Genomic DNA, 15,137 nt, shown 5'->3' with positions numbered 1-15,137 from the left:
TCGATAGGATCATCGTCCATGACGGGGACTCGACGGCCTGATGGCATGGTGATCGGATCGCTCATCGCGATCTCGTTCGGCACGGTGTTCATGATGGTGAACAGCAGCGGGTTGCCGGCGCCGTGGCCCCTGGTGATCCGCGCCGCGGGCGCCGTGATCGCGGCGGTCCTGGTGGTCGCGCTGCTCCGGACCGCGCGTACCGGCCGGACCACGTCACCCGAGGGCGCCGGCTTCGCCGACCGGCGCTATCAGGTGATCGTCGCCGTCGAGGTGATCGCCCTGTTCGGCGGCCTGTATGTGATCAATCAGGTGCTGCAGCGCCCGGAGACCGGGATCGCCTGGGTGGCCGTGGTGGTCGGCACCCACTTCTTCGCCCTGGCGTGGGCCTGGCGCCTCCCCCTCTTCCACTGGCTGGGCGCCGCGATGACCCTGCTCGGCCTGGCCGGCTTCGTCGCGTACGCCCTCGGCGCCTCCGCCGCCACGGTCGCCCTGATCGCCGGAGTCGGCTCCGGCCTCAGTCTCTACGGCACCGTCGCGGCCGCCCTGCTGCAGGCACGCGATTCCCGCTACACCGCGCCGGTGTAGGCGTTCGGACCACCACCCGACATTCGGAACTCCCTAGCTGGGGAAGACCCACTCGGCGCGGGGAGTGCCGCCCATCGGATGCACGATCGACAGCAGGAACGGCTTCGTGTCCGTGCGGACCGGGACGACGAGGGCCAGGTCGGCCTGGTCACCCGGCTCCAGCTGCCAATCGTCGGCCAGGGTGGGGTCGATCGGGACCGAGCGCGAGAGGTCGGCCGGGTAGGAACCGCCGGAGCCGTCGAGCAGTCTCGTTCCCGGGGCGAGTTCAGCCGAGGCCCGGACGGGGCCGGTGTTCTTCAGGCGCACGGTGAAGAACAGGGTGCGCTCCGGGCCGATGTCCAGCGGCGGCCGGTCCGGGTCGAGGCGGGCGGCGATCTCGACGCGGGTGCCATCGGCGCCGGTCAGAGTCTGGGACGCACCCAGCCCTCTCATGATCTTGACAGTGGTGATGACCAGCTCGGATTCGGGAGTCTGTGCCACCACGAACGGCGGGACAGCCGATCGGTCGGCACCCACGACTTCGAACACGACGGCGGCGGCGATCCCCGCAACGGCGAGGACTCCGGCGCCGACGGCCACCCGACGGGCGAGGGGAGAAAGTCGCGGCGGCGTCACGGACACGGCATCGGCGGCCGGCCCGGAGAGCCGAGGAGAATCGGCCTTGACCTTGACACTGTGGTAAGGCCTTCACTGGGTCGTGGAGGTGATCTCGGTGATCATGCAGGCTCTCCAGGGGTTGGAGAACACCAGTTCGTCGGTGCGGTTGCAGGCCGTGATGGCCATCGGCACCGCGCCGGACCCGGGGTATGTCGACGGGCTCATCGGCAGGTGCGCGGTGGAGCCGGACTTCTACGTGCGGGACATGCTCACCTGGGCGATCACCCGGCATCCGGCGGCGGTGACGGTGCCACGGCTGGTCGAGCAGGTTCGGTCGGCGAATCCGCGGGCACGTAGTCAGGCGCTGCACACGCTGTCGAAGGTCGGGGACCGGGCGGCGTGGCCGGCGATCACCCGGGAGCTGCTGACCGACGGTGACGACGAGGTGGCCCGGACCGCGTGGCGGACCGCGGTCGTGCTGGTGCCCGAGGACGAGAAACCGATGCTGGCCGAGGTGCTCATGTCGCAGCTCGGGCGGGGTGACCGGGCGACCCGGCTCAGTCTGAGCCGGGCGCTGATCGGGCTCGGTGCGACAATCGTCCCGGCCCTGGAGGCCGCGAAGACGAGCACCGACCCGCACGTCGCCGGGCACGCGGTCGCCACCCGGCGGCTGCTGGACGACCCGGACGCCGGGTTCGAGCTCGCCGTCGACGAGGCGATCCGCATCGTGGCGCTCGGCCCGGACGCGCAGGAGAAGTGACGGAGACGTGCTGATCGGTGAGGCGGCGCAACGGCCCGGACGCGCAGGAGAAGTGACGGAGACGTGCTGATCGGTGAGATGGCGCAGCGGTCCGGGGTGAGTGCCCGGATGCTGCGCCACTACGAGTCGCTCGGTCTGCTCCGGCCGACCGGGCGCAGTCATGCCGGCTATCGGGAGTACACCGGGGAGGACATCCGGCGGATCTTCCACATCGAGAGCCTGCGGTCGCTGGGGCTGTCGCTGCGGGACGTCGGGCGGGCGCTCGAGGATCCCGCGTTCACCCCGTCCGGCCTGGTCGAGGATCTGATCCGCCGGACCCGGGAGCGCATCGCTCGGGAGACCGAGCTGCTCACCCGACTCCAGCGGATCGTGACCGCGGAACCGGCCGGCTGGCCGGACGTCCTCCAGGTCGTCGCGCTGCTGCACGCGCTCGGCTCGGACCGGCCGGAGGACCGGCAGCGCGCGGCCCTCGCCACCGACACGGCACCGGTGCAGGCCCTGGTCGAGGCGGCCCTGAACGAGTCGGACCCGAACGTCGCCGGCGCCCTTCGGTGGGCGCTGGCCCAGTCGGGGGACGCCGGGCCGGAGCTGCTGGCCGACGGCCTGCGCTCGCCACTGGCCGAGGTTCGCCAACGTGCCGTGCGGACGCTCGCCGAGATCCCCTCCGAAACGGCGACCGCGCTTCTGCACGAGGCCCTGGGCAGTACCGACGTCGCGGTCCGGCGGCACGCGGCCCTGACGCTGGGTCCCCGTGGAGTCGCCGAGACGGTCCCGATCCTGATCGACATGGTCGTACACGAGGTGAACGACGTCGACGCCGCCGATGCCCTGGGCGTATTGTCTGCCGACCCTACCCTGGCCGAGACCATCGCGGCCGGGCTGGTCGGCTGCCTCTCGCCCGGTGACGCGTCGGTACGTCGCCGTGTCACCCAGGCTCTCGCCGACATCCCCGGCGACACCGCCACCCGGGCGCTGACGGAACTGTCCCGGGATGACGACCGTGGTGTCGCGCTGACCGCCGCGTACATCCTGGGAATGCGCTGACCGACCGTCAGCCGTGCCAGCGCAGGTCCACGGCGACGGCCCGATGATCGGAAGGGTGTACGCCGCCCACCGGCTCGCCGCCGGCGAGCCGCACCGCATCGACCGCGACCTGCTGGTTCTCGCGTCCGGCGCGGAAGAAGACGTGGTCGATCCGGCGGTCGATCAGCTGCGGGCCGGCTTCCATCGGAGCGTACGGGTGGGTCGACGGCAGTGTGATCGCGTCGGGGTCGCCGTCACCGGCCGTCCAGGCGTCGACCAGCACGTCCCGGATCGGCCGGAGCACCGGGGAGTCGACGGCGGCGTTCAGATCGCCGAGCAGCAGGACCGGTGTCGGCCCGTCGAGCGACGGATCAGTGGCCATCTCGGCGAGGGCGGCACCCTGCGCGACCCGGTCGTCGGTGTACGGAACGGCGTGCTCCAGACAGGCCGCGACCACCGGCAGCGGACCGGCCGGATGAGCGGTGCGCACGGTCAGCGCCACCGGATCCCACCGGCGGTGCCGGGCCGGGAGCACGCGGGCGGCACTGTCCAGAATCGGCCATCGGGTGAGCACGGCGATGCCCAGTTCGAACTCCTGGTCGGCGGGTGCGGCCGGGTAGGAGGGTCCGGCGAACACGGCGTGCATACCCAGGGTGTCGGCCAGCTCGTCGGCCTGGCCGGGCCAGGTCTCCTGCAACGCCAGCACATCCGGACGCGACTCGGTCAGGACCGCCCGGATGCCGGCTTGCCGGGCCGCCCGGTCCGGCCCGAACCGCCACCAGAGGTTCCAGGTCATCACCCGGATCGTGTGCCGGGTCGCCGCGTCGTCGTTCACTGCGCCCAACCTAACGCCGGAGCGGTTCGCCGGCATGTCGAGCCGGCTGACCGGCGCCGGGCCGGAGCGGTTCGCCGGTGAAGTCCTTTCAGGGGCGGCGGGTGAGGACCTGCGGGCCGGCGGCGGTGATGGCGACGGTGTGTTCGGAGTGGGCGGTGCGGGAGCCGTCGGCGGAGCGGATCGTCCAGCCGTCCTTGTCGAACTTGATCTTGTCAGTGGATCGGCAGAACCACGGCTCGATGGCGATCGTGAGACCCGGGTCGAGGCGCATGCCACGGCGGGCCCGGCCGCTGTTCGGGACGTGCGGGTCCTCGTGCATGGTGCGGCCGATGCCGTGGCCGCCGAACTCGCCGTTGACGCCGTAGCCGTAGGAGCGCGCGACCTCGCCGATCGCCGCCGACACGTCGCCGAGACGGCCGCCGGGCCGGGCCGCCGCGATGCCCGCCTCGAGGGCGACTTCGGTGGCCTCGATCAGCTTCAGGTCGGCCGGGTCGGGGGTGCCGACGATGACCGAGAGCGCCGAGTCGGCGACCCAGCCGTCGATGCCGACCGCCATGTCGATGCTGACCAGGTCGCCGTCGCGCAGCACGTAGTCGTGCGGCAGGCCGTGCAGGACGGCGTCGTTGACCGACAGGCAGAGCACGTTACGGAACGGGCCGCGGCCGAACGACGGTGCGTAGTCCCAGTAGCAGGACTCGGCGCCGCGCTCCTTGATCCGGCTGCGGGCGTGGTGCTCGATGTCCATCAGGTTGACACCGACCGCGGCGACCCCGCGCAGCTCGGCGAGCAGTTCGCCGACGAACTGCCCGGCCACCGCCATCCGGCCGATCTCTTCGGCGGACTTGAGCTCGATCACGACAGCCTCCCTCTCCCTGTGCGGTATTTTTATACCACGCAGTTGGAGCGGCTATCCTGCGGGCATGGTTCGCCAACCGCTCACCGCCGAACAGATCGCCGCGGGCCGGCGTCTCGGGGCCGCGCTCCGGGCCGCGCGAGGCGCACGCAGTCTGGTCGAGGTGGCTCTGGCGGCCGGCATCTCGCCGGAGACCCTACGCAAGATCGAGACGGGCCGGCTGCCCGCACCGGCGTTCGGCACGGTCGTCTGCCTCAGCCAGGCCCTCGACATCCCGCTCAGCGATCTGGCCGACGTCTGGCTCGCCGACACCCTGATCAGTCAGGCGTCCTGAGGGCCGAGCGACCCGGCCGGGCCGAAACGACGGGACGGGCTCGGGGTGGCATCGGCCAGCAGCCGGGTGTACTCGTGTCTCGGGTTGAGGATCACCTCGTCGGCGGGTCCGCGCTCGACGATCCGCCCGCGGTACATGACCAGGATGTCGTCCGAGAAGTGCCGGGCCGTGGCCAGGTCGTGGGTGATGTAGAGGACACCGAGGTCCTCCTCGCGCTGCAGGGTGGCCAGCAGATTGAGCACACCGAGCCGGATCGAAACGTCGAGCATCGAGACCGGTTCGTCGGCGATCAGGATGCCCGGCGCCGGGGCCAGCGCCCGGGCGATGGCGACCCGCTGCCGCTGGCCGCCGGAGAGCTCGTGCGGGCGGCGACCGGCCAGTCCGGGGTCGAGCTGGACGCGTTCGAGCAGCTGACGGATCCGGGCGTCGATGTCGGCACGACTGAGCTCGGGGTGGTGCAGGCGCAACGGACGGGCCAGGTGGTGGGCGACGTCGTGATGCGGGTTGAGCGACGCGAACGGATCCTGGAACACCATCTGGACCAGTCGCCGGTAGCGGACCAGCCCGGCGCCGCGGCGGGCGACCGGCTGCCCGTCGAGCAGGATCTCGCCGGCGGTCGGGCGTTCCAGCTGGAGCAGCAGTTTGGCGATCGTCGACTTGCCGCTGCCGCTCTGCCCGACCAGCGCGACGGTCCGGCCGTGGTCGAGGGTGAACCCGACGTCGTCGACGGCCCGCAACCGGGTCGACCGTGACCGGTACTCCTTGACCAGGCCACGGGCCTCCAGCCGGGTCACGAGGCGGCGCCCCGGACGAACGCGGCACGGTCGCCGGTGAGGCTGGGGAAGGACGCCAGCAGCTTGCGGGTGTACTGGTGCCGGGGCTCGTGGTAGATCCGCGCGGCGTCGTCGAGTTCGACGATCTCACCGTGCCGCATGACGGCGATCCGGTCGCTGATCTCCAGCAGCAGCGGCAGGTCGTGGGTGATGAAGATGACCGCGAACCCGAGTTCGTCCCGCAGCCGGCTGATCTCGCGCAGGATGTCGCGCTGCACCACGACGTCGAGGGCGGTGGTCGGCTCATCCATGATCATGATCTGTGGTTCCAGGGCCATGGCCATCGCGATCATCACCCTCTGCCGCATGCCGCCGGAGAGCTCATGGGGATAGGACCTCAATCTCGTACGGTCGACGCCCACTCGTTCCAGCAGGTCACCGCAGCGCCGCCGCCGTTCGCCGCGGGACATCCGGGGACGGTGCGTGACGAACACGTCCTCGAACTGGTCCAGGATGGAGATCACCGGGTTGAGCGAGTTCATCGCGCCCTGGAAGACCATCGAGATCCGATCCCACCGCGCCATCCGCAGCTCCTCCGCACTCAACTCACCCCAGTCGATGTCGCGGGCGGAGGGGACCGGGGAAGGGGAAGGCGCCGCGAGGGAAGGGGAAGGGGTCCCGGAGGGGGACGGGGTCGCGGGGGATGTGGAGCCGGCGTGGAACACCACCCGGCCCGCGGTGATCGCGGCGGGTGGTTTGAGGAGGCGGACCATCCCGTACGCCAGGGTGCTCTTGCCGCAACCGCTCTCGCCGGCCAGGCCGAGGATCTCGCCCCGCCGCAGCGTGAAGGACACGTCCTTGACCGCGTGCACGACCGGCTCCACCAGGTAGTCGACGCTCAGGTTCTCGATGGTCAGCACCGGCCGGCTCACAGCGTCGCCTCCCGGGCCTGACGCAGTTGCTCCCGCGACATCCGCCAGCCACGACGCGCGGCCCGGGTCTGGTTCCGCAGCTTGGGATTGATCGTCTCGTCGATCGAGAAGTTGATCAGCGCGAGGGCGGCGCCGAAAAGAGCCAGGAGCAACCCGGGCGGTACGAACCACCACCAGGCGCCGAGCCGCAGGGCGAGCCCGTTCTGCGCGTAGTACAGCATGGTCCCCCAGGTGAACGTGCCGCTGGCGCCGAGCCCGAGATACGACAGCCCGGCCTCGCCGAGGATCGCGAAGATGACCGCGAACACCACCTGTGAGGCGAGCAGCGGGATCAGGTTGGGCAGGATCTCGACCAGCAGGATCCGCCACCGTCTCTCCCCGGCGACCCGGCTGGCCAGCACGTAGTCGCGGCCGCGCAGGCTGAGGGTGGACCCGCGCAGCACCCGCGCCGACCCGGCCCAGCTGGTGATGGCGAGGACGATCGAGACGAGCAACAGGCTCCGGTCCGGCATGTAGGCCGAGATCACGATCACCACCGGCAGCCCCGGGATGACCAGCATGACGTTGATGAACAGGGAGAACGACTCGTCCAGCCAGCCACCCGCGTAGGCGCCGACGATTCCGAAGAAGCCGGACAGCAGCAGGGTGAGCACCCCGACGACGGCGCCGACGATCAGCGAGCCGCGGGTGGAGTACGCCAGCTGAGCGAGCACGTCCTGCCCGGTCTGGGTGGTACCGAGCAGGTGCTCGGCGCTGGGCGGGGTGAGGCCGATGTCGTCGACGCGCAGCGGGTCCTGCACGACCAGTGGGCCGAGCAGGCCGAACAGCGCGATCGGCACCGCGATGGCCAGGCCGGCGGCGAGTTTGCCGGTCACGAGCCGGTCCGGATCCGCGGGTCGACGACCGAGTAGAGCAGGTCGACGAGCAGGTTCGCGCCCAGCACGGACAGCGTGATGATCAGGAAGATGCCCTGCATGAGGGCGTAGTCGTTGCCGCCGACCGCCTGCAGCAGGGCCGACCCGATACCCGGGTAGGAGAAGACCGCCTCGGTGACGATCGACCCGGCGACCACGAAACCCAGCGAGATGGCGAACCCGGACACCGACGGCAGGATCGCGTTGCGTGCAGCGTACCGAATCATGATCTTCCTGGGTCTCAGGCCTTTGGCCTCGGCGGTGATCATGTAGTCCTCGGAGAGCGTGGAGACCATCATGTTGCGCATGCCGAGCATCCAGCCGCCGATCGACGAGATGATGATGGTGAGCGCGGGCAGGGTGCCGTAGTAGAGGACCGAGCCGAGGAACGGCCCGTTCCAGCCGGGTGTGACGGTGTAGACGTCGTAGCCGCCGTTGAGCGGGAACACCGGATACACGCTGCCCAGCAGGAAGAGCAGGATCAGGGCGAGCCAGAAGTACGGCACCGACTGGAACATCGTGGTGACCGGGATCAGGTTGTCGGTCCACGATCCGCGTTTCCAGCCGGCGACCGTGCCCAGACCGACGCCGGTGACGAACGAGATGACGGTGGCCAGGCCGATCAGTCCGATCGTCCAGGGCAGCGTCTGCCCGATGATCGTGCTGACCGGCGCCGGGAAGAACACCAACGAGACGCCCAGGTCACCGCGGGCCAGCCCGGCCAGGTAGTCGCCGTACTGGGCCAGGATCGACCGGCTGGAGTCGGCGCCGAGCAGCGCCTCGATGGCCTTGCGGGTCTCCGCGGTCACCGGGCCCTTCTGGCCCATCTTGGACAGCATGATCTCCACGGGGTCGCCCGGCATCATCCGCGGGATCGCGAAGTTGACGGTCAGCGCCGCCCACAGGGCGACCACGTAGAACCCGAGCTTGCGGGTCAGGTGACGCACCGGGCTACTTCGCGGGCTGGAGGTTGGCCAGGACGATGCCGTTGTCCCAGATCTTCCAGGAGGCGGGCAGCGCGTACTTGTTGTCGTTGGTCGGCCAGCCGGTCGCGCGGCTGGTGTTGAACTCGGTGAGCAGTGAGTTCACGTAGATCGGGATGTACGGCAGGTCCCGCACGATCTCCTTCTGGATGATCGCGTACTGCTCCTTCTGCGCCGCCTCGTCGTTGGTGCCACCGGCGATGTCGAGCGCGGCGTCCACCGTGGCGTTGCTGTAGCGGGCGAAGTTGCCGCTGGTCTGGGCCGCCTCACCGACCTTGGCGGTGGTGACCGTGGCGTATTTGGCCTGGTACGTGTGGTACGGGTTGGAGTTGGCGCCGAGCCCGATCGAGTCGAGGGAGAGCTGGTAGCGGCCCTGCACCTGGTTGTTGTTCCACTCGTTCCAGGACAGCTGGGTCGGCTTGAGCTCGATGCCGACCTCCTTGAGCTGCTGACCCATCGCGTCGTTGAGGGAGATGAAGTCGCTCCACCCGGTGACCGTCTGGATGGTCAGGGACAGGCGCTGCCCGTCCTTGCTGCGGATGCCGTCGCCACCCTTGACCCAGCCCGCCGCGTCGAGGATCTGGTTCGCCTGCGCCACGTCGGGTGTGCCGGGCACGGTCACCTGGGCCGGATCGGCGATCCACTTCTTGTCCCGTTCGGGCAGCAGCAGTGTCGGCGAGGCGACCGCCGCGTAGCCACCACCGGCGAGTTTGTTGAGCTGGTCGCGGTTGATCGCGTGGTAGATGGCCTGGCGCACGGCGGTGTCGGTCTGCGGGCCGGAGCATCCGTAGGCGGTGCTGGAACACGTGAAGATCGAGGCGGTGAGGACCGGCGTGTTCACGTACGACAGGTCCTTGTGGTTCTTCAGCAGTTGCTCCAGGCCGGGCAGGAAGGAGCTCATCCAGTCGACCTGGCCGGCGGTGAGCGCCGCGCTGGCGGCGTCGGCGGTGGCCAGCGAGATGTAGCGGACGTTCTGGATCTGCGGTTTGCCCGGCTGCCAGTAGTTCGGGTTCTTCTCCAGCACATAACTCTGGGAGGAGAACGACTTCAGTTTGTACGGGCCGGTGCCGACCGGGTTCGGGTTGATCGTCTTCGCCGGGTCGTCGATCGTGCTCCAGACGTGCTCGGGGACGATCGGGGTGTGGCCGATGATCGACGCCTCATCGGTGAACGACTTGGTGCCGAAGGTCAGGACCGCGGTCTTGTCGTCCTTGGCCACCGAGGACTTCAGGTCCAGGCCGGTCGCGTTGATCGCCTTGGTGCGCCGGATCAGGTCGAAGGTGAACGCCACGTCCTTGGCACTGAACGGCTTCCCGTCGTTCCAGGTGACGCCCTCGCGGGTGGTGACGGTCAACTCGGTGCCGTCGGCATTCCACTGGTAGGCGGTGCCGAGCATCGGCTGCGGCGGCGCCTCACTGGCCACGTTGTACCAGAACAGGGCCTCGTGCATGGTCCCGTTGGTGGGCTGCAGCTGCGTCGGCGAGAACGGATTCCAGTTCTCCACGATGGTGCCGTTGGCGCCGTTGAAGATGGTGATCGAGCTGTTCGCGGCGTCCGGCTTACCTTCGTCGCCGGAGCTGGAGCATCCGGCGAGAGCGAGCATCACCGCGGCGGCCGCCGCGACGGTCTTCTTCATCGGCGGGTTCCTCGTTCCAAGGCAGGGATCAACTTCGATGTGGCTCATTATTAAGCGGCTTAAGTTTGCGATGTCAAGCGCGGGTTCTCATCGAAGATCATTAGCCTTCCGCCCCTTGACCGGCTTAGTTAAGTCCTTTTAGATTCTCGACGACCGTCCCCGACATCTGTCCGTCGCGTCCCCCGCCGGACAGGGAGGAATCCCCATGAAAGCCAAATGGTGGGGCGGCCTCGCGGCCGTCCTGACCGCCGCCGCGGCGGTCCTCACCCTCGCCCAGCCGGCACAGGCCGCCGCCGGGTTCACCGTCTCCGGCACCCGCATCCTCGACGCCAACGGCAACACGTTCCTGATGCGCGGCGTCAACCACGCCCACACCTGGTACGCGAGCCAGACCGGCAAGTCACTGGCCGACATCAAGGCCCTCGGCGCCAACACCGTCCGGGTGGTGCTCGCCAGCGGCCAGCGCTGGACCGCCAACTCGGCCGCCGACGTCGGCAACGTGATCACCCAGTGCAAGGCCAACCGGCTGATCTGCGTGCTCGAGGTACACGACACCACCGGTTACGGCGAGCAGTCCGGCGCCGCCACCCTGGCCCAGGCCGTCGACTACTGGATCTCCGTCAAGAGCGCCCTGACCGGCCAGGAGAACTTCGTCATCCTCAACATCGGCAACGAGCCGTACGGCAACGGCACCGCCTCGACCAGCTGGACCGCCGACACCAAGTCCGCGATCAGCCGACTGCGGGCCGCCGGGTTCCAGCACCAGATCATGGTCGACGCGCCGAACTGGGGCCAGGACTGGCAGTTCATCATGCGCGACAACGCCGCCTCGGTGTTCGCCGCCGACCCCAACCGCAACACCGTCTTCTCCATCCACATGTACGGCGTGTTCGACACCGCCGCGGAGATCAACGACTACCTGGGCCGCTTCCAGTCGGCCGGCCTGCCGATCGTGGTCGGCGAGTTCGGGCACAACCACTCCGACGGCAACCCGGACGAGGACACCATCCTGGCCACCAGCCAGCAGCTCGGCATCGGCTACCTGGGCTGGTCGTGGTCCGGCAACGGCGGCGGCGTCGAATACCTCGACCTGGTCACCAACTTCGACCCGGCCCAGCTGACCAGCTGGGGCCAGCGGCTCTTCAACGGCGCCAACGGCATCAAGGCCACCTCGAAGGAGGCCACGGTCTTCGGCGGCGTCAACCCGTCACCGAGCCAGTCGTCGTCGCAGCCGCCGTCCCCGTCGAACCCGCCGTCACCGTCGCCGTCGAACCCGCCGGCCGGCGGCTGCACCGCCACCTACGCGGTCACCAACTCGTGGACCGGAGGTTTCCAGGGCAACGTCACCGTCAAGGCGGGCAGCAGCGCGATCAACAGCTGGACCGTCACCTGGACCTGGCCCAACGGGCAGCAGTTCACCAACACGTGGAACGCCACCGTCACCACCTCCGGGACGGCGGTCACCGCCCGCAACGCCTCCTACAACGGCAAGCTCGCCGCCGGCACCGAGACCAGCTGGGGCTTCACCGCCTCCCGCGGCGCAACCAACAACAACCCGACTGTGACCTGCGCCGCAGCGTGAGCGTGAAAGGCGCCGTTCGCGGCGCCTTTCACTCAGGTCGATCAGGCCCCCGCCGAGAAGGAGGTACACACATTCATTAGGAGAAGACTTCCGATGCGTCTCGGTGACATCAGTGTCGGCACGCGCCTCGCCGTTTCGTACTGCTCTCTGACCGCCCTCATCGTCACGTCCGCGGGTGTCGGCTGGTGGGGATTGCGGCAGCAGGCCGCCGCCGAGCAGAAGCTCGGCGGCATGGAGCAGCTCCGCGACGCCATTCAGGACGCCAAGTACAACGCCGCCGACGTGACCGGCTGGCAGGGGCTGTGGATCTCCGACGTCGCGGCGTTCGGGTACGAGTACGCCACCGGCCCCGACGGCTACAACCGGCAGGGTGAACTCAAGTCGAAGAAGGCCCTCTACGACGGCCTGAAGGCGACCGACACCAGCAGCATGACCGACGCCGAACGAGCCCGGTTCGACGAGCTGAAACCGGCCTGGGACGACTTCTTCGGCTGGGACGACAAGCTCGACGAGTGGCTGTCGGCGGACGACCGGGCCGCCCTCGCCAAGACCATGAAGAGCGTCAACGGCGGAGAGGCCTCCGAGGCGTACGGCAAGGTCCTGGAGATCACCGCCGCCCTGGACGAGTCGGTGAACTCCCGGGCCGCGGCACTGCGCGCCGAGGTCGACGAGGTCCGCGCCGCAGCCCTCGCCATGCTCGGCGTCGCGCTCGCGCTGGCCGTGCTGGTCGCGGTGCTGATGGGGTTCTGGGTCACCCGGTCCGTGGTCGGCCCGCTGGCCACCATGGTCGCGGCGCTGCGGCGCCTGGCCGACCGTGACCTGACCGTCAGCGTCGACCTGAACCGCCGCGACGAGCTGGGCCGGCTGGGCGATGCCGTCAACGAGACCGCCGCATCGCTGCGGGAGACCGTCTCGGCGATCGCCGGGCACGCCGGCGCGGTCGCCACCGCCTCGCAGGAGTTGTCGGCGGTGTCCGAGCAGATCGCCGACGCCAGCACCGAGATGGACGCCCAGGCCGCGACGGTCGCGTCGTCCGCCGGTCACGTCTCCGGCAACGTGCAGACCCTGCAGGCCGGCAGCGCCGAGATGAGCCAGGCGATCGACGAGATCGCCCGCAACGCCGGCGCGGCGGCCCGGGTCGCCGGTGAAGCGGTCGCCGTGGTCGACCAGACCAACCAGACCGTGTCCAAACTCGGCGACTCGTCAGCCGAGATCAGCACCGTCGTCGCGATGATCACCAAGATCGCCGAGCAGACCAACCTGCTCGCCCTGAACGCCACCATCGAGGCGGCCCGCGCCGGTGAACTGGGCAAGGGCTTCGCGGTGGTGGCCGGCGAGGTCAAGGAACTCTCTCAGGAGACGGCCCGGGCCACCGACGAGATCTCCCGGCTGGTCCAGGCGATCCAGATGGACTCGCACAACGCGGTCGGCGCGATCAGTCAGATCGGCGACGTGGTCACCCGGATCAGCGACTTCCAGACCCTGATCGCCGCGGCCGTCGAGGAGCAGACCGCCACCACCAGCGAGATGACCCGTAACGTGGCCGAGGTCGCGGACGCCAGCGCCGACATCGCCGGGAACATCGCCGGGGTCGCGGGCGCGGTCGGCGCCACCACGACGGTCGCCACCAAGGCCCGGGAGAACGCCGGCAACCTCAGCCGCACCAGCAACGAGCTGCGCGAACTGGTCTCCGGTTTCACCCTCTGACGGCGCTCGCCGGATCGGGGTCAGAGCTGCACCACGTGCCCGACCCGCGGCGGCGTCCGGCCCGCGAGGACCTCCAGCCACGCCTGGCGGAGGTCCTCCGGCCCGGCTCCGGCGTGCACGTCGACCCAACCGGCGGCGACCGCGGCGAACCGCTGCCAAGCATCGGCGAACCGCTGGTCCAGGCCGTCGCGACCCCAGTCCCGACGGCGTTTGCGCATCTGGTTCGGGGCGAAGAACACCTCACCGGCGGCGTCCGCGTTGGGAATACCGGTGGTGAGACCGACCGCGATGTCCCGGATCAGCCGGTCACCGAGGCACTCACGCAGGGCGGCCCGGACACCGGGCGCTCCGGACAGGTCCAGGTAGACGGTCGGGTCCAGGTCGAGATCGACGATCCGGTCGTACGGAAGGACCGTGTCGTAGCAGCCCAGCGACTCGGTGAAGGCGACGTTGCCGGGTGAGGTGAGCCCGACCAGGCGAGGTCCCCGGCCGTGCAGTTCGAACGCGGCGGCATAGGCGGTCTTGCTCGACGCCGAGGACAGCACCAGGGTCCGCGCGCCGTAGAAGTCGTTGTCGGCGACCTGGTCGGCGAGCATGAAGGAGGTGAAGAACAGCGGCCGGAACAGGATCAGCAGGTCCTCCCGAGCGGCCTGGTAGGCGGCGTCGCCGGTGGTCAGGCGATAGGCGTTGTACGGTGACGGCAGCTCGGCCCGGTGCACGCTGCCGTCCCGGAAACCGCCGGCGTCGACCCGTTCCGGCCGGACGACCAGGTGCCCGGCCGGTGGCAGGTAGCCGTAGACCCGCTGCCCCGGCTCGACACCCCGCACCGTCGAGGCGACCACCTCGGCGAAGCCCCACAGCGGAGGCAGTCCCCACTCGGCGCCGAGCCCGCGTGGCCCGGCCGGGAAGAACTCCCAATACCGCATCGTCTCGCCGAGGACCGCATAGGTGACGTTGTTGGCGGTGATCCCCACCCGGTCGACCCGTAACAGGGCCTCCCCGTCGGCGAGTTCCGGCGCCGGGCCGTCGGCGACCGTGGTGCGCCCGAGATCGTCACGGCCGACGGCGAAAGTCCAGGAGGGAGTCATGCCCCGACGCTAGGAAACCACCATCCGCCAAACAAGTGGCACGGGGAGTGCAAAATCCCACTACTCCTCGCCGGAGAACCGCTCCCATGCCGACTGGCGGGTGATCTGCAGCGCGGCGCCGATCCGGGCCCAGGTCACCCGCCGTTCGCGCAGGATGGTGACCAGTCGCTGGAGGCTCGCCTCGGTCTGCACACCGACCGCGGCGATGCGGGGCAGCACCTCGAGGATCTGCTCGTCGGTCATCGACTCCTCCCACACCGGCAGCGGCGTGGACGGCTCGTCCGGCGCACGCTGCTGCTCGATGCCGAGCACGTCGTTGCAGAGGCCGACGCACTCGTTGCAGATGTAGACGCCCGGCCCGGCGATCAGCTTCTCGACCGCCTCGGCGGGCTTGGCGCAGAACGAACAGTTGAGCTTGACGTCGGTCATCACACCTCCCGAAAACCTGTCAGGCAAGCCCTGACATCGTCAGGCTAAACCTGACAAGCCGCGGCATGGAAGCACCTCGGGCACGAACGGCGCCCGGACCTCCCGA

At 69.6% G+C, this 15,137-nt stretch carries 16 protein-coding genes; 6 read left to right on the top strand and 10 right to left on the bottom strand.

Annotated features, from left to right (window positions below; genetic code table 11):
- Positions 1-18 precede the first annotated feature (18 nt).
- A complete protein-coding gene (locus tag Q0Z83_RS07825; protein ID WP_317793136.1) occupies positions 19-585 on the top strand; it encodes a hypothetical protein in 567 nt (188 codons plus the stop codon).
- Between the two features lie 33 nt (positions 586-618).
- Here the strand turns inward: Q0Z83_RS07825 and Q0Z83_RS07820 are convergent, their stop codons facing one another.
- Positions 619-1,200 (bottom strand): hypothetical protein, encoded by a 582-nt coding sequence (locus tag Q0Z83_RS07820; RefSeq protein ID WP_317793135.1) that lies wholly within the window; start codon positions 1,198-1,200, stop codon positions 619-621.
- Positions 1,201-1,303: 103 nt separating this feature from the next.
- Between Q0Z83_RS07820 and Q0Z83_RS07815 the strand changes: the two genes are divergently transcribed.
- Both Q0Z83_RS07815 and Q0Z83_RS07810 read left to right on the top strand, forming a co-directional pair.
- Entirely contained in the window at positions 1,304-1,942 is a 639-nt protein-coding gene (locus tag Q0Z83_RS07815) for a HEAT repeat domain-containing protein (RefSeq protein ID WP_317797051.1), read from the top strand.
- Between the two features lie 63 nt (positions 1,943-2,005).
- Entirely contained in the window at positions 2,006-2,986 is a 981-nt protein-coding gene (locus tag Q0Z83_RS07810) for a HEAT repeat domain-containing protein (protein ID WP_317793134.1), read from the top strand.
- 7 nt (positions 2,987-2,993) lie between these two features.
- On the opposite strand, the gene Q0Z83_RS07805 is transcribed toward Q0Z83_RS07810, so the two are convergent.
- Both Q0Z83_RS07805 and map read right to left on the bottom strand, forming a co-directional pair.
- Positions 2,994-3,800: an endonuclease/exonuclease/phosphatase family protein gene (locus Q0Z83_RS07805; RefSeq protein WP_317793133.1), complete on the bottom strand. Its 807-nt coding sequence runs from the start codon at positions 3,798-3,800 to the stop codon at positions 2,994-2,996.
- Positions 3,801-3,888: 88 nt separating this feature from the next.
- Entirely contained in the window at positions 3,889-4,656 is a 768-nt protein-coding gene (gene map, locus Q0Z83_RS07800; RefSeq protein WP_317793132.1) for a type I methionyl aminopeptidase, read from the bottom strand.
- Between the two features lie 64 nt (positions 4,657-4,720).
- Here map and Q0Z83_RS07795 point away from each other — a divergent pair, with 64 nt between their 5' ends.
- The gene (locus Q0Z83_RS07795) at positions 4,721-4,987 is read left to right on the top strand and encodes a helix-turn-helix domain-containing protein (RefSeq protein WP_317793131.1); all 267 of its coding nucleotides are present in this window, start codon (positions 4,721-4,723) and stop codon (positions 4,985-4,987) included.
- On the opposite strand, the gene Q0Z83_RS07790 is transcribed toward Q0Z83_RS07795, so the two are convergent.
- The 5 genes from Q0Z83_RS07790 to Q0Z83_RS07770 are packed head-to-tail and all read right to left on the bottom strand — an operon-like array spanning position 4,975 to position 10,225.
- Complete coding sequence (locus Q0Z83_RS07790) at positions 4,975-5,781, bottom strand: ABC transporter ATP-binding protein (RefSeq protein WP_317793130.1); 807 nt, start codon at positions 5,779-5,781, stop codon at positions 4,975-4,977. The genes Q0Z83_RS07795 and Q0Z83_RS07790 overlap by 13 nt on opposite strands.
- Positions 5,778-6,692 (bottom strand): ABC transporter ATP-binding protein, encoded by a 915-nt coding sequence (locus Q0Z83_RS07785; protein WP_317793129.1) that lies wholly within the window; start codon positions 6,690-6,692, stop codon positions 5,778-5,780. The genes Q0Z83_RS07790 and Q0Z83_RS07785 overlap by 4 nt, the downstream gene beginning before the upstream one ends.
- Positions 6,689-7,567, bottom strand: coding sequence for an ABC transporter permease (locus Q0Z83_RS07780; protein WP_317793128.1), 879 nt, complete (start codon positions 7,565-7,567; stop codon positions 6,689-6,691). Before Q0Z83_RS07780 ends, Q0Z83_RS07785 begins: the two co-directional genes overlap by 4 nt.
- Positions 7,564-8,553 (bottom strand): ABC transporter permease, encoded by a 990-nt coding sequence (locus Q0Z83_RS07775; protein WP_317793127.1) that lies wholly within the window; start codon positions 8,551-8,553, stop codon positions 7,564-7,566. The genes Q0Z83_RS07780 and Q0Z83_RS07775 overlap by 4 nt, the downstream gene beginning before the upstream one ends.
- Before the next feature lie 4 nt (positions 8,554-8,557).
- Positions 8,558-10,225: an ABC transporter substrate-binding protein gene (locus Q0Z83_RS07770; RefSeq protein WP_317793126.1), complete on the bottom strand. Its 1,668-nt coding sequence runs from the start codon at positions 10,223-10,225 to the stop codon at positions 8,558-8,560.
- 205 nt (positions 10,226-10,430) lie between these two features.
- Here Q0Z83_RS07770 and Q0Z83_RS07765 point away from each other — a divergent pair, with 205 nt between their 5' ends.
- Complete coding sequence (locus tag Q0Z83_RS07765) at positions 10,431-11,807, top strand: cellulase family glycosylhydrolase (protein WP_317793125.1); 1,377 nt, start codon at positions 10,431-10,433, stop codon at positions 11,805-11,807.
- A gap of 93 nt (positions 11,808-11,900) precedes the next feature.
- Positions 11,901-13,514, top strand: coding sequence for a methyl-accepting chemotaxis protein (locus Q0Z83_RS07760; protein WP_317793124.1), 1,614 nt, complete (start codon positions 11,901-11,903; stop codon positions 13,512-13,514).
- A gap of 20 nt (positions 13,515-13,534) precedes the next feature.
- On the opposite strand, the gene Q0Z83_RS07755 is transcribed toward Q0Z83_RS07760, so the two are convergent.
- A complete protein-coding gene (locus Q0Z83_RS07755) occupies positions 13,535-14,602 on the bottom strand; it encodes a DUF2855 family protein (RefSeq protein ID WP_317793123.1) in 1,068 nt (355 codons plus the stop codon).
- 60 nt (positions 14,603-14,662) lie between these two features.
- A complete protein-coding gene (locus Q0Z83_RS55740) occupies positions 14,663-15,031 on the bottom strand; it encodes a ClpX C4-type zinc finger protein (RefSeq protein WP_378078599.1) in 369 nt (122 codons plus the stop codon).
- Positions 15,032-15,137: the final 106 nt, after the last annotated feature.

Origin of the sequence: Actinoplanes sichuanensis (assembly GCF_033097365.1) — a bacterium.
Lineage (GTDB): Bacteria > Actinomycetota > Actinomycetes > Mycobacteriales > Micromonosporaceae > Actinoplanes > Actinoplanes sichuanensis.
This window is presented reverse-complemented; position numbering and strand designations above follow the sequence as displayed.

Excerpts from the sequence above, each read along its gene's own strand:
- Q0Z83_RS07765 (WP_317793125.1), top strand. The coding sequence starts at position 10,431 with ATGAAAGCCAAATGGTGGGGCGGCCTCGCGGCCGTCCTGACCGCCGCC.
- Q0Z83_RS07770 (WP_317793126.1), bottom strand. The coding sequence starts at position 10,225 with ATGAAGAAGACCGTCGCGGCGGCCGCCGCGGTGATGCTCGCTCTCGCC.
- Q0Z83_RS07815 (WP_317797051.1), top strand. The coding sequence starts at position 1,304 with ATGCAGGCTCTCCAGGGGTTGGAGAACACCAGTTCGTCGGTGCGGTTG.
- Q0Z83_RS55740 (WP_378078599.1), bottom strand. The coding sequence starts at position 15,031 with ATGACCGACGTCAAGCTCAACTGTTCGTTCTGCGCCAAGCCCGCCGAG.
- Q0Z83_RS07760 (WP_317793124.1), top strand. The coding sequence starts at position 11,901 with ATGCGTCTCGGTGACATCAGTGTCGGCACGCGCCTCGCCGTTTCGTAC.
- Q0Z83_RS07795 (WP_317793131.1), top strand. The coding sequence starts at position 4,721 with ATGGTTCGCCAACCGCTCACCGCCGAACAGATCGCCGCGGGCCGGCGT.
- Q0Z83_RS07755 (WP_317793123.1), bottom strand. The coding sequence starts at position 14,602 with ATGACTCCCTCCTGGACTTTCGCCGTCGGCCGTGACGATCTCGGGCGC.
- Q0Z83_RS07825 (WP_317793136.1), top strand. The coding sequence starts at position 19 with ATGACGGGGACTCGACGGCCTGATGGCATGGTGATCGGATCGCTCATC.